Source organism: Vibrio sp. MM46 (genome assembly GCF_027587135.1).
GTDB lineage: Bacteria > Pseudomonadota > Gammaproteobacteria > Enterobacterales > Vibrionaceae > Vibrio > Vibrio harveyi.
The window spans coordinates 314,208-328,417 of record NZ_JAPPTO010000001.1 but is presented as its reverse complement, the minus strand read 5'-3'; the positions used below and the strand labels follow the sequence as shown (position 1 = coordinate 328,417).

14 protein-coding genes are annotated in these 14,210 nt (G+C 44.8%); 8 read left to right on the top strand and 6 right to left on the bottom strand.

All coding sequences use genetic code 11. The features are described from left to right. The 3 genes from OH459_RS01470 to OH459_RS01460 all read left to right on the top strand — a co-directional run bounded on the left by OH459_RS01470 (position 1) and on the right by OH459_RS01460 (position 2,460). Positions 1-978 (top strand): sugar kinase, encoded by a 978-nt coding sequence (locus OH459_RS01470; protein ID WP_047514685.1) that lies wholly within the window; start codon positions 1-3, stop codon positions 976-978. A gap of 9 nt (positions 979-987) precedes the next feature. Further along, positions 988-1,617 (top strand): bifunctional 4-hydroxy-2-oxoglutarate aldolase/2-dehydro-3-deoxy-phosphogluconate aldolase, encoded by a 630-nt coding sequence (locus OH459_RS01465; protein WP_005429019.1) that lies wholly within the window; start codon positions 988-990, stop codon positions 1,615-1,617. Positions 1,618-1,950: 333 nt separating this feature from the next. Continuing rightward, positions 1,951-2,460, top strand: a complete 510-nt coding sequence (locus tag OH459_RS01460; protein WP_101905708.1) for a YgjV family protein — start codon at positions 1,951-1,953, stop codon at positions 2,458-2,460. A 28-nt stretch (positions 2,461-2,488) separates the two neighbouring features. On the opposite strand, the gene OH459_RS01455 is transcribed toward OH459_RS01460, so the two are convergent. Further along, positions 2,489-3,106 carry a TetR/AcrR family transcriptional regulator gene (locus OH459_RS01455; protein WP_029788392.1) on the bottom strand — a complete coding sequence of 206 codons (618 nt, stop codon included), beginning with the start codon at positions 3,104-3,106 and terminating at the stop codon, positions 2,489-2,491. Between the two features lie 126 nt (positions 3,107-3,232). Next, on the bottom strand, positions 3,233-4,141 hold the full coding sequence (arcC, locus tag OH459_RS01450; RefSeq protein ID WP_005449950.1) for a carbamate kinase: 909 nt from the start codon (positions 4,139-4,141) through the stop codon (positions 3,233-3,235). A gap of 399 nt (positions 4,142-4,540) precedes the next feature. Here arcC and OH459_RS01445 point away from each other — a divergent pair, with 399 nt between their 5' ends. From OH459_RS01445 to OH459_RS01430, 4 genes are all read left to right on the top strand, one after another. Continuing rightward, a complete protein-coding gene (locus OH459_RS01445; protein WP_005449948.1) occupies positions 4,541-5,944 on the top strand; it encodes an APC family permease in 1,404 nt (467 codons plus the stop codon). A gap of 15 nt (positions 5,945-5,959) precedes the next feature. Then, the gene (gene aguA, locus OH459_RS01440; RefSeq protein ID WP_005449946.1) at positions 5,960-7,051 is read left to right on the top strand and encodes an agmatine deiminase; all 1,092 of its coding nucleotides are present in this window, start codon (positions 5,960-5,962) and stop codon (positions 7,049-7,051) included. Between the two features lie 75 nt (positions 7,052-7,126). Then, the gene (gene argF / locus OH459_RS01435; protein WP_005449944.1) at positions 7,127-8,173 is read left to right on the top strand and encodes an ornithine carbamoyltransferase; all 1,047 of its coding nucleotides are present in this window, start codon (positions 7,127-7,129) and stop codon (positions 8,171-8,173) included. A gap of 143 nt (positions 8,174-8,316) precedes the next feature. Next, positions 8,317-9,594 (top strand): RidA family protein, encoded by a 1,278-nt coding sequence (locus tag OH459_RS01430; protein WP_005449942.1) that lies wholly within the window; start codon positions 8,317-8,319, stop codon positions 9,592-9,594. A 72-nt stretch (positions 9,595-9,666) separates the two neighbouring features. Here the strand turns inward: OH459_RS01430 and OH459_RS01425 are convergent, their stop codons facing one another. The 4 genes from OH459_RS01425 to OH459_RS01410 form a co-directional block, all read right to left on the bottom strand. Further along, positions 9,667-10,296 (bottom strand): putative adhesin, encoded by a 630-nt coding sequence (locus OH459_RS01425; protein WP_005449940.1) that lies wholly within the window; start codon positions 10,294-10,296, stop codon positions 9,667-9,669. A gap of 658 nt (positions 10,297-10,954) precedes the next feature. Further along, complete coding sequence (locus tag OH459_RS01420; RefSeq protein ID WP_269984775.1) at positions 10,955-11,272, bottom strand: DUF202 domain-containing protein; 318 nt, start codon at positions 11,270-11,272, stop codon at positions 10,955-10,957. Beyond that, positions 11,256-11,612 (bottom strand): YidH family protein, encoded by a 357-nt coding sequence (locus OH459_RS01415; protein ID WP_005449936.1) that lies wholly within the window; start codon positions 11,610-11,612, stop codon positions 11,256-11,258. Before OH459_RS01415 ends, OH459_RS01420 begins: the two co-directional genes overlap by 17 nt. A 55-nt stretch (positions 11,613-11,667) precedes the next feature. Further along, positions 11,668-13,239 carry a sulfatase-like hydrolase/transferase gene (locus OH459_RS01410; RefSeq protein ID WP_269984773.1) on the bottom strand — a complete coding sequence of 524 codons (1,572 nt, stop codon included), beginning with the start codon at positions 13,237-13,239 and terminating at the stop codon, positions 11,668-11,670. Between the two features lie 136 nt (positions 13,240-13,375). Here OH459_RS01410 and OH459_RS01405 point away from each other — a divergent pair, with 136 nt between their 5' ends. After that, positions 13,376-14,188, top strand: a complete 813-nt coding sequence (locus OH459_RS01405) for an AraC family transcriptional regulator (RefSeq protein ID WP_005449931.1) — start codon at positions 13,376-13,378, stop codon at positions 14,186-14,188. The last annotated feature ends 22 nt before the right edge of the window (positions 14,189-14,210 follow it).

The window sequence follows — 14,210 nt, the reverse complement described above, 5'->3', positions numbered from 1 at the left end:
ATGAAGCACATCGCCATTATTGGTGAATGTATGATTGAGCTGAATGGCAAACCGTTCGGCTCAATGCATCAAACATTTGGTGGGGATACGCTCAACGCTGCGGTTTATTTGAGCCGCGGCTGCGAAGCCAATAGCAAACCTGATGAAGTTAAAATCTCTTACGTTACGGCGCTTGGCAATGATCCGATCAGTACAGGCATGCTGACTCGCTGGGAAGACGAAGGCATCTCAACAGACTTAGTGCTGCGCGATGAGATTCGCACGCCGGGTTTGTATTTGATTCAGCTTGATGACCAAGGCGAGCGTACGTTTCTATATTGGCGCAATCAATCAGCAGCACGTTACTTACTTCAACATCCTAACTTTGGCCTGGTTAAGCAAGCATTAACTCAAGTGGATGCGGTGTTTCTCAGCGGTATCTCTTTAGCCATCTTGCCAGAAGAAGACCGAATTTCACTGCTCAACTTATTGGTCGAACTTAAAGCCCAAGGTGTTGAAATCGCGTTTGATAGTAACTTCCGCTCAGCACTATGGCCTCAAGACAATAATCAAACCGTCAAAAACGTTTACCAAGCCATGTATCAACTGACGGACGTTGCCTTGGTGACTTTTGATGATGAGCAATTGATCTGGGGTGACGAAACACCAGAGCAAACCATTGAACGCCTTACCTCTCTTGGCGTGGGCAAATGCATCGTCAAGCTCGGCGCAGATGGCTGCTTAGTTCAAGACTCAACAAATCAGGGTTCGAGCGCGGCTTTGGCTCCACAAGCCGTGCCAACCCAACCTGTCGCTCAAGTGGTGGACACCACATCGGCGGGCGACTCATTCAATGGTGGCTTTTTATCAGCATACCTTGCTGGCGCCGATCTCGCGACCTCATGTCAAAGAGGTAACGCACTGGCAGGTGCTGTGATTCAACATCGCGGTGCCATCATTCCCAAAGCATTCACACAACCGGCGCTTGGCGTCGTTTAAGGAACACTCATGTCTAGTATTAAAGAACAATTGAAAGCTCTGAAAGTCATCCCTGTTATCGCCATAGATAAAGCAGAAGACATTATCCCACTGGGTAAAGTACTGGCAGAAAACGGACTACCAGCTGCTGAAATCACCTTCCGTTCAGCAGCGGCTGCAGAAGCGATTCGCCTATTGCGTGAAACCCAGCCAGACATGCTGATTGGTGCAGGTACGGTGCTGAACCGCGAGCAAGCAATTGCAGCAAAAGAAGCAGGCGCAACCTTTATCGTATCGCCTGGCTTTAACCCAAATACCGTTAAAGCGTGCCAAGAAATCGGGATTGATATCGTACCGGGTGTGAACAACCCAAGCACAGTTGAAGCCGCACTGGAAATGGGATTAACCACCTTGAAGTTCTTCCCTGCCGAAGCCTCTGGCGGTATCAACATGGTGAAATCACTGCTTGCGCCATACACCGACATCGAACTGATGCCTACTGGTGGCATTAACCCTGCGAACATCAAAGATTACTTAGCTATCCCACGCGTATTAGCATGTGGCGGTACGTGGATGGTAGATAAGAAACTGATCGAAGCGGGCAACTGGGAAGAGCTTGCTCGCCTAACTCGCGAAGCAGTAGCGCTTGTGAATGAGTAATGATTGGTAAGTAATCTCAAGGCTCTTGGGTAACCCCTTAGCGATTTAGATAAAGTGCCCAGCCCTCCCTTTGTGGAGGGCTGATTCATTCAAAGCATGGCTCAATTGATTGGGTTATCGCGATAAGTAGATTCCTGATCTCGCCTAGGCTCGTCGGAATGACGATATGACAAATATCTCCCTATTCGTCATCCTGAAAAGCGAGGCACGAGCGTGATTCAGGATCGACTCACAGAGTGAATCAAACTCTATAAGGGCGGCAACTTTGAAGGATGCTCATTCGTTTACTCACTTAATGGAAGTAACTCAAAGAACAACACTCTAGGGAAATAAATGGAAAACTGGTTAGCACAAGGCATTGGTGGCATCGCGTTTATGGTTGGCGTGATGGCATTCTGGCAGAAAGACGACATGCGCTTTCGCTATCAGATGATGGCGTTTTGTTTCATCATGGGTATTCACTTTACCCTAATGGGCGCAACCGTCGCTGCCATTGGCGTGATCATTAATGGCATTCGCAGTTTCGCCTCAATCAAAACCCAATCACGCAAAGTGATGTGGTTCTTCATTGCTCTTATGTGGCTGATGACCCTACCAAACATCACCCACTTTTTTGAGCTACTTACAGTAATAGGGTCGTCCGTCGCCACTTGGGCACTCTTTTCCAAACAAGGCATCACTCTACGTAGCTTAATTTTGTTTAATTCCTTCTGCTGGGTAAGCCACAATATTTGGCTTGGCTCTATCGGTGGTTCATTGGTCGAGAGTACATTTATCATCACCAACTTACTGACCATATATCGCTTGTATCAAACTAAGACGAATCAGAATGAAACTTGTTAAATATGCTAATTCACAAGAGCTAACCAACTTACGCCGAATGAAAATTGACCTTCTGACAAATTGGGGGGATGTAGAGTTGAAGATAGGACTCAGACAGGCGAAGGGCTTCTTTTGCCAGTTCTGGGGTGATGTAGCCATATTTGCGGTAAGAGAGAGAATAGATTTTGTCGGCAACTTGCAGGGATATAGCAAAAATATTAATCGGTTGAGGTAGCTGAGGAATATCGAAGAACTGGCGATAAATCATCTCAACTTGATGTCCTAACTCAAGATCATGCTCTGTATCTGCATGACCTAACTCTGCAAACGTGTGGCGTCCCAATATCAACTTTTTGGCAATTGGATTGTTATTGTAATAATTCACATAAGCGGTTTCTATCATTCGATTAATATCGGTCCAATGTAGAACTTGTTCTTCATCAATACATTGCTTTAATAGTAAGTCAAAATCGACAAAAACATTCTCCAATAAGCTATGAAATAAGTTTTCTATATTCGGATAATGATGATAAACCGTTGAAGTTGCCATTCCGCACTCTTTAGCAACGTCGTACATCGAAATATCTGTCGCTTCTCGCCTTTCCATCAAGCGGACAACTGCTTTGTTAATTTTCAACAATTTTGTTTCCGTACTAACTTTTCGCATCGTGATGTTGTCCTTCCAAATTTTAATTGAAACCTAATATATAAGGTCACACTATCAATGTCCGCCAAAAGCGACCGTAACTTTGACATGCGACCTTATTGATTTGTGAATTAACGTATTTGCATATTATGGCTGTATATGTGTACCAGACTTCCCTTCAATGATTTCTAACGCAAAAGATAAATCGCCAATATGACCACTTTGTCCTGTTTTTTCAACAAACTGGCAGCATGCATCGACTTTCGGTCCCATCGATCCTGCTGGGAAAGAATATTGCTTCATTTGCTCAATAGTCACATTCTCTAGCTTTTGCTCTTGTGGTGTTCCCCAGTTAAGACAAACGTGGGTGCCATCAGTCAGAATCAGTAAATGCTCCGCCCCAATTTGTTCTGCAATTAATGCGGCTGTCATGTCCTTATCAATAACCGCTTCAAAACCGACATATGCCCCGTCTTTTTCGATCACTGGAGCACCCCCACCGCCACCACAAATAATCAGGTGTTCTTTCTCAAGTAAGTCTTTGATTGCTTTGATTTCTAAAATCTCTTGTGGTTTAGGAGAAGGGACGACACGGCGCCAATGCGAGCCATCAGGTTTCACAACCCAATGATTTGCCTCAGCAAGTTGTTTCGCTTGCTCCTCGGTATAAACTGGACCAATGAACTTAGAAGGGTCAGCAACGGCAGGATCGTTTTCATCGACGACAATTCGCGTCAGTATTGTCGTGGTATAGCGGTCTTCAATCGCAGCATTAAGACCTTGTTGAATCAAATACCCAATCATGCCTTGCGTCTCTGCTCCAAGAACATCGAAAGGATAAGGAGGACAATCTTTGTAAGCGTTATTTTGCAAAGAAAGCAGACCGACTTGAGGGCCATTGCCATGCACAATGACTAAACGGTAGTTTTTACTCAGCTCAGCCAATGAGGTCGCGGTTTGCGCGATACTTTTCTGTTGGTTTTCACAACTCATCACCTCTCCACGTTGCAATAGAGCATTACCCCCAACAGCTACAACAATAATAGGTTTTGACATATCTAAATCTCCAAATAAGTGACGTCAGAATAGACTCAATTCACTGTATTGAATTCACAGCAAAGGATTGGAGATAAAAATCACAATTCGATTCCTATCCAAATTTTGGCTTAGAAAACCTTATTGATATCACGAACTCATTATTACTAGCGCACTGAAACTCGATATGTGATCTCGTATATATTTTTGTGCTTAGCTAAGTAAGAAAAATCTGAATTTCATAAATTGATCAAGAACAAGTATTTCGATAATTACGTTTTTTTTCCCTAAAAATGCCTAACTTCTTTTAATTTACAACGCAATTAACCTCTCCAAAGCCGATATTAAATTCACATCAAGGTTCGTTACATAAATTTCACTTTTAATAATTGCCATATTCGGTAGTTAAGGAGCGAAACAATGAGCAACGAAACTCAAGGAAAAATGGGGGTCATGAGTATTGCACTATTTACTTTATGTGCAGTACTTGTGGTCGACACACTCACGGCATCCGCCAGTATAGGGGTCAGCTCAATCGGGTGGTGGGTTGTAATGCTGATCTTTTTTGTCATTCCCTATGGATTCATCACCTCGGAACTAAGCACTACCTACCCTGGTGACGGCGGTATTTATGACTGGGTAAAAGAGGCGTTCAATTTTAAATGGGCAGTTCGTACCACTTGGTTCTATTGGATCAACGTCGGTCTCTGGATGCCAGCGGTATACATCATGTTCGCAGGTATGTTCGCCGAGCTGTTTATGCCCGGCCTTTCATTGTGGGGACAAATTGCGATTTGTATTGCGCTCACATGGCTTACCGTTTGGATCTGTAACGTCTCAGCAGACATTGGGGTTTGGGTCACCAACATCGGTGCAATTCTAAAAATCTTGGTGATTGGCACATTGGGTGTAGGCGGTTTTATCTATGCGATGAAACACGGCGTGGCGAATGAATTCACGCTTGCAGCAATGGTTCCTACGCTTGATTCAGCAGTGGCATTTCTTCCTGCCATTGTATTCAACCTAATGGGATTCGAATTGGTTGCAACTATGACCAAAGAGATGAAAGACGTACGCGATATGCCAAAAGCCGTATTCCTTTCTATTGGTATCACTGCATTCCTCTACATCTTCGGCACCATTGGCATTCTGATGGCGTTACCTGTTGAGAGCATCGGCTTGGTTGCAGGCTTAATCGATACCTTCAAAACCCTGTTTGGTGATGGTTCGCTGGGCAATGCCATGGTGTATTTCTTTGGTGTCTGCGCTCTATTAACGCTCATCGGCAACATGGTGAGTTGGACAATGGGCGCAAGCCGTGCCGCCGCAGAAGCAGCGCAAGAAGGCGAACTACCGGCAGTTGTTGCAAAGGTATCGGATAAAGGCTCTCCAGTAGGTGCAAACAATATTACTGGCACGGTTTCTACCGTGGTGATCTTGTCTTACGCCCTATTTGCTCAAGGTAATGACGACTTGTTTTGGTCCATCTTTGCCTTTTCAAGCTGCATTTTCTTATTGCCTTATCTGTTTATGTTCCCTGCTTATCTGAAACTGCGCTTGGTAGATGGTGAACGCGAACGCCCATTTAAAGTCCCTGGCGGCATGGGGTTGCAGTTTGTGATGTCCATTGTGTGCTTCTTCGTGATTTTACAAGCGGTGGTGCTTTTCATCTTCCCAGAAGCACTTGACCTAACCGTTGCCGATTGGAACTACACAGCTCCGGTATTAATCGGCGTCATCACCACGATATTAATTGGCGAGTGGATCTTACTCGGTGCCTTGAAACGCAAAAATCAACAAGTGGAACAAAAAGCTGAGGCTTAGTTCAGGAGATAGACAATGAAAAAGCTATTAGAAACCACACCAAAACAAGACGGGTTCAGAATGCCTGGTGAGCACGAACCCCAAAGTGAAATTTGGATGGCTTGGCCAGAGCGCACGGATAACTGGCGTAACGGTGCGAAGCCCGCCCAAAAAGTGTTTGCCGAAGTAGCCAAGCAAATCAACAAAACCACACCTGTCACCATGTTGGTAAGCGCAGAGCAATATGATAATGCCGTATCACGCTTACCTGATGATATTCGCGTTTTGGAAGTGTCGACCGATGACTCTTGGATGCGGGATATCGGCGCAAGCTACGTCGTAAATGACAACGGTGAGCGTCGCGGTGTCGACTGGGAGTTTAATGCTTGGGGTGGGTTTGTTGATGGTCTGTATTGGCCATGGAAGCGCGATGATCAAGTGGCTCAGAAGATGTGTGAAATTACGGCTGATTCACGTTACAGAGCACCGATAATTCTTGAAGGCGGCTCAATTCACATCGATGGTGAAGGCACCTTGTACACCACAGAAGAATGCCTACTGGACGAGAGCCGTAACCCAGATCTAAGTAAGGAAGAACTGAGCAAAATTCTCCGTGAGCACCTTAATGTGGAGAAAATAGTTTGGTTGCCTCGTGGCTTATACAACGATGAAACCAATGGTCACGTCGATAACATTCTCCACATCGTCAAACCCGGAGAAGTGGTTTTGACTTGGTGTGATGACCCGAATGACCCTCAGTACGAAATCAGTCGCGAAGCCTACGACTGCCTAACAAATCAAAGGGATGCGAAAGACCGGAAAATCAAGGTCCATAAGCTACCAATGCCGGGACCTTTGTACATGGCAAAAGAGGAAGCGGCAGGGATTGATATTGCAGAAGGGATGGAGCGTGAAGCCGGTGAGCGTCTAGCCGCCTCGTACGCGAACTATCTCATCACGAACAACCAGATTGTTCTACCTCTACTCGATAAGCGATACGACGCAGAGGTGATTGCGCTCCTAGAGGAACTCTACCCAGGCTATGAAGTAAACGGTGTTCCTGCTCGTGAGATTTTGCTCGGTGGCGGCAATATCCACTGCATTACTCAACAAGTACCTCAAGTTTAAATCCATACGAATCCAACGACTCAAAATAAAAGGGGCGAGCTTAAGTAAGCCCCAAATGAAAATAGGAAAATGATTATGAAATTACCTTCTTCAAGTGCAACTGACCTACACAAAGCAAACATTGAGCATATGGTGTCTATGAAAGATTTCTCAGTCCGAGAAATGGACAACATGATGGAGTTGATGAGCTACCTAAAACAAGCGCGAAAAGACAATGCTGTCCCACAGCTGTTCAAAGGAAAGTCAGTAGGGATGATTTTCGAAGCCGGCTCGACTCGCACACGCGTTTCATTTGAAGTTGCCGCAACGCTACTTGGTGGTCACGCTTTGTTCCTATCGCCAAAAGACATCCATCTTGGCGGCAAAGAATCGATTGATGATACCTCACGTGTTTTGTCACGCATGTGTGATGTGATCATGGCTCGCACTAACAGCCCTGAAACGCTAGATGGTTTGTTAAACATGTCTACCGTACCGGTAATCAACGGCCTAGATACCCGTTTCCATCCAACGCAAATGCTGGCTGACTTATTTACCATTCGCGAGCACATCACTGATGGTCGTCAGCTTAATGAACTGACTTTGGCATTCATGGGTGACGCTACCGATGTATGCCGTTCATTGATGCTAACTTGTGCGAAATACGGCATGGGCTTTAAACAAATTGGGCCAGTTAAATACCACATGGAACCAGAATGGGTCGAGCTTGCAGAATCGTTCTGCAAAGAGTCTGGCGGTCATATTGAGATCACCGATGACGTAGAGCGAATCAGTGATTGTGATGTGGTCTACGGCGACAGCTTCTACTGGGTCACTCAAATGGATGAGAAAGAAGAGCGCTTAGCTGCCTTCATGCCTGATTACGTGATCACGGAAGAACTTATGGTAAAAGCGAAGCCAGGTGCAATGCTTCTGCACTGCTTACCAGCAAACGACAAAGAGGAAGTCACTCGCGGTGCGCTAGAAAGTGAATACTCTGTGGCATTCGACGAAGCAGAGAACCGTCTAACGGCGCAAATGGCCATCTTGGTTTACTTCACTCATAAAGATGCCATCACACCAAACGAAGAAACCATCAAGCGTCACGAAGACAAAATCCTGACCTTCCTCAGCACCCTATAACGATCTCATTCACTAACTAACGTTTTTATTCGGCACACATAGCCAGACTTGCCTCTGTTTTGAGCGGTTGGTCTGGCTATCTATTGCCAATAGGAATGCACCCATAGCGGTCCTATAGCAGCCAGAATTGGAGAACATTCGAAATGCACGGCGAAATCATCAAAGTATCTAGAAATACAGAAAAAGCACCAATCAACGACGGCTCAACTCAATCGGTGGCTTTCTCCCATTACAACAATATCTCAGCGCAACTGCCGATTGACCCAGAAAGCCAAAAGTTAGTGGAAGGGGGCATCAAAGAGCAAACTAAGCAATGCTTAAGCAATATTAGATCAATCGTGGATAGCATCGAGCACAGCTTAAATGACGTCGTTAAAATCACGATTTATCTTAAATCTATGACCGATCTAGATGCTGTCGATGAAGTTTATAAACAATACTTCATCAGCCACCTTCCAACTCGAACCGTAATTGCCGTTGCTGCACTGCCTTTGGAAGGCGCTTTAGTTCAAATCGACGCGCTCATTTCGAACGGTGAAGGAACACACCCTCAAGAACCTTGCGAGCTGATCAAGCTGGTAAGAAACACAGCAAAAGCCCCTGCCAGTTTGCTGTCGAGCCAAAGTGTTTCGTTCTCACATTACAACCACATTTCAGCCCAACTGCCGATTGAACCAGAAACAGGCAATATTGCTGAAGGCGGGATCAAAGCGCAAACTCGACAATGTTTAAAAAACATCAAGAGCATACTGAACAGTATTGATGTCCCTTTTGATGACATTGTTAAACTCAATATCCATCTGAGAAGTCTCGACGACGCCTTTGCTGTCAATCAAGTCTACAGCACATTTTTTCCAGACTCGGCGATAGCAAGAAGCGTAGCCTACGTGCCCGCTCGTACTATCATCAAAGCTGATGGGTTACCAATGGACGCCTTAGTGCAAATAGACGCGACGGTTTCTCATGGAGACGGAACGCCACCACAAGCCGTTGAAGATCGACATGGGATTGTGATTCGCGCCCACAACACAGAGGCGGCACCAATCAGCAAGTTCTCAACTCAAACTGTCGCTTTCTCGCATTACAATAACGTTTCTGCACAACTGCCAATCCATCCGTCGAGTGGCGAAGTCATTGCTAATGACGTAGGCGAGCAAACCATGCAATGCTTAGACAACATCAAAGCCATCATCAAAAGCGTACACCATATAATGGACGACATCGTGAAGCTGAATATTCAGCTAAAAGATATCAACGACTTGCAAGTCGTGGAGGATATTTTAGCAAGCTACTTTGATAAAGAGCTTCCAGCGTGCACTGTTATCGGTGTATCAGAAATCTTTATGGACGCTTCTATCCAAATAGACGCGATCGTTTCTAATGGTGAAGGCACATTTCCAAAAGAAGAGCTTAGCTACTGAGCCTCATAAAATTATCCAGAAAAAAGGTCAGCTCTACAGCTGACCTTAAGTTTATCAAAGCCTTATTTGGCTCTAATCAAAGATCGACTTACCCAAAGGAACAGGGTTTTGCTGCCCAAAATTGGTTCCGTTTTGTAATCCACGACAAAACGAGCAATGGATGGTGCTGTATTTGATGTCATTATCTTGGAGCAATTTGAGAGCTTCAAATAAGGTTGGTGGAGTGCCGCAGCTACGGTTACGAATGGTCAATACATCCATTTGAACGGTGCCTTTGTGCTGCATCAGAAATTGTTCAACGACCTCATCGTTCAGCTTTAACACGTCACGATAATACGATTCAAGGTCATGCATGCCTTGCGCAATGTAAGCGTAAGTTTCCGCCTCGTCCGCACTTTGATACTTGGTCAGGTCATAATCTTTATCCAGATCAGTGCTGGTAATAATTTGCCTTGGCTTCACATAACCCGAAGCGAGCCTGCGAATATCCATGCTGCCGCCTTGCGTGTATCCATGTTCACAGTAGAACTGGAGATTCTCATTGGCGGCTAATTTGATTGGGCTCTTACTAGAGGTGCGTCCATGGGCACTAATGATCAAATGTTCCGAGGTTGGCTTTCCCTTCTCTTTTGACCATAAGTAAAGGTGATTACCAATACCGTGTTTCTTAAATGTCGCGTTTTTAGGTACCTTCATTGGCATATTATTATCTCCATATTCACTAGTTCAACCAACGGATTGAAGCTTAAGTATAAGCAGCGAAAATAACCCAACTGGTTGGTTCAGAACGAGGATAATTATGTTTGTGATATGGCTTCTAAAAGTCACTGCAAAAATAGAGCGGCATACAGCCAAGCATCAAGTATATAAGCATAGTTCAAATTGCCTTTTCTCTTTTGAAATCAGAATCCTGGTCAAAAAATGAAAATTTACCTTACGCAGCACTCTGTCAGAGTGCTGTCAGGACAGCGAATACTCTCTCATCCGCACACAAAACCTTCACATCACGGTCATAATCTAGGGTCTAAAATTACTCTTGTACTCGTGTCTACGGACGAAATTTTCAATCGTTAGTTGTGGGAGGTTGCTATGGAAAAGTACTGTCCAATATGTCAAACAGAGCTCATTGGTCGAAGCCAATATTCTGTGTGTCCGAGAAACAATATCGGTGAATGCGCTTATGATGGTTATGATGGTTATGAGGAACACCACACCCATTGCTGTCATGATCAACGAAATAGTGCACATGATGCCGAGGCAGTCACACTGGAATAAGTACCTCAAGAATACCCGTTAAAGAGTGCCACTCAACATCGAGTGGCATTTTTGATTGTTTTCAACATCGAAAGGACAGCAAAGGTTAGATCAATTCAAGCAAATGGAGCCCATAGAAAAACGCCGATAAAACTAAAGAAGTGGCAATCACTTTATGCTTTCCCACTTTCCAAATAGTTCCTCTAGTCGCGACGCAAAGACCAGATGCATAGACATAACGGCAAGCTAAACAGGCACAAACCAAAGAAACTGCCAATAACCAAGAAATTGAGCCATGCAATATCTTAGCGATCGACAACACGATCAAAGCCGACACAAACAAAGTGCGCAGCCAAGATAAAACCGTTCTTTCAACTTGCAGGCCGGCATCGCTTTTTAATTGGGTCTCATCCAACAAAGACATCGTGATAGATACTGCTCAGCAAGAAGGTAATCACCACCACCATTAAGATCGGTATTACTTTAATGGCATGAGAATAAGACAGGTTATTATTTAGCCGCATGGCGATTTCATTCCCTCGCCAATTTGCGTAAGCGAAAATTGAGCAAAGAATAGAAATCGTCAATAAAGATAAGCAAATTAGTGGCTTATACAGGGTATCGTTAAGGCTTGTGGCTAGTTGGTCTACGGCAATAGCTGCGGTAAAAAAGCCAAGTGCGGTGCGTACCCAAGCCAAAAACGTTCGCTCATTGGCAAGTGTAAAACGATAGTCGGGGTCTTCCCCCTGTTTTTTCCAAGACATACTCAAAGCATCAGAGAGAGTGAGTACCTCCTCACTCTCTCACTCATTTAGTTATTTATTGTGGTTTCAGCATTTGCATATCGCCACCAGCTGATGGCAGGTAACGGGCGTTATGCAGACGATATGACGACCAGTAGCCAGACCAACGAGGGTCAGATTGCAACAACTGAGCCGCTTGCAACACAATCGCTTCTTTATGGATTTGATACTCATCCAAATCGAACAAGTTGGACTGATCATCTTTATCCAAATAATGCAATTCTTCAAAACCCGTGGTTGCGTTATAACCGTAGAAATAAGGTTTACCTTCTAGCATTACCTGAAAACCGAAGCCGTAATTACACCCGACATGTACACCCGTTTGGTAAACCTGCGTTAATGGACGGCGAGCCTTACCTTGCATCACGTTCAGCAAGTTATCTCCTTCCATTTGTGATGGAATTTCAATACCTGCAAATCCGAGGATAGTTGGCGCAACATCAATCGCAGAAACAGTCTCATCGGATTGCTTCAACATGGTTTGCTGAGATTTAGGTGGCTTAATCATCAATGGAATACGGAAGATATCTGGCTGAAAATACGAGCCTTTATCCGCCATCGCCATACGACCATTCATATCACCATGATCAGCAGAGAACACAATTGCAGTTTCATCCCATAGCCCTTCTTCTTTGAGGAAGCGTGTTAAGTGACCGATAGCGTGATCCACCACCTCAACTTGCAATAAATGACAAGCAATATAGTCCTTCGCCACTTCTGCATCATACATGCCCCAATATTGCTGGTAGAGTGCATAAATTGGGTTGCCCTCTTCTTGCATGGTAAAGCTGTCAGGCAAGGTAATGGCGGCTTTGATTTGCTCGTAACGTGCCTCTAAACCACTTGGCACAGAATAAGGCTGATGAGGGTCGAAGAATTCTAATTGAGTGAAAATTGGCTTAGCTGGCGCTTGGATTTTCGATGCTTTTATTTGCTCCACAGCCAACTTCGCCAAGAACACTGAGTAATGCGCATCTAACGGGAAATCGCTGCCATCTTGCTGTTCAATCCAACCGCCAAATGAATTTGCAGGAGACAACTTATCAATCTGTAAACCACGGAGTTCTTTGCGGTATCTTGGTAACTGTACGCCCATATTCGCGAGGTATGCTAGGTAGCGATCATCGTCTTCTACTGGTGGTCCCCAGCGATCCCAAGCATGCACGTTTTCACCAAAGGTGCGAACGAATTTCTCTACACCAACATGACATTTACCTGAGTGTTTGAGGGAGTAGCCGACACGTTTTAGGTAATCTTGGAAAATGATGTCATCGAGTTCGAGATCCACCTTCATTCCTACCGGCGTACGTTCACCGTTTGAAAGATAGGGAGGGTGCATGCCAGTAAAAATAGCGGCCCTTGCCGGGCCGCATAAAGGGCTGGGAGTAAATGCCGAACTAAATGAAGTACCTTCCGTGGCAATGGACTCGATGTTTGGCGTATTGATCACGCCAGAAAGCGGACGTTGGGGGTGATAACAATCCGCAGAAATCATATCGACAGTAATGAACACGATATTGGGCTGTTGTTGGTCGTTTCTATAGAAAGCGCCCTTTCTTTCTTTTGGGTTTAAGAAATCAGAAATCATCTAGGCCTCAAAAATATGCAAAGGTGATAGAGCTCTATTATTCAAGCCTTATCACGGACTACTGATTCCTAAAGTTAGTCGTGATTGGTACTATAAACCATAGTAAAAATCCCTGTTGAATGTAAAAAGCGAAACAATGAAAAATCAGCCGCTCCTTATCGAACAATCTGCAGATTCATGTGGCATTACGCTGCGCTCAATGTGGGATGTACATGCCGACATGAACTACCACATCAAATGGCCAAGAGACCGTATGTTGCCTATGCTTCCGAATGCTATTGTGGCGGTATACACCATCCAAGGCAGTGGATGCATCAAGATGAAGAGCGGAAAAATTCTCACGGTTTCTGCACCAAGTGTGACCTTCATCGACAGTAGAAACATCGATAGTTACTGGACAAATGGAATCGTTTGGAATCTAAACTGGTTCGAGTTTTTGATGCAGGGCGTAACCCCGATTCCTTTTGAAGAGCCTATCGCATTAAAGAACGACGATTACCCAAGCATTCTTTCGGAAGTGAAAGCGCTTATTGCCTCTAAGTCACCGATAAAACTCAATGCCGCAGTCGCAGGCTTTGGGTTTGTTTTCTATAAATGGCTCACCTTAATTGACCAATCGAAATCTATGACCAGTCAAGAAAAAACGGTCCATGAAATCGTGGCAAAAATGAGTGAAAATATCGGTGAGAATATTGCGATAAAGCAGTTTGCGCAGGAAGCAGGCTATACAGAACAGTACTTAAGAAAACTCTTCCTAAAATACCTCAACGTGACCCCAAAGCAGTACTACCTGAAGCTGAAACTCGACGCGAGCATGATGATGCTCAAACGCTCCGGAACCAATGTAAAACGCGTCGCTTTCGAGCTCGGCTTCAACGACAGTTTCCATTTCAGTCGCGCGTTTAAAAAACAGTTTGGAGTTTGCCCATCAAAAGCAAACGAAGTCTGATGGGCAAAGGTTTTGTGGAGTA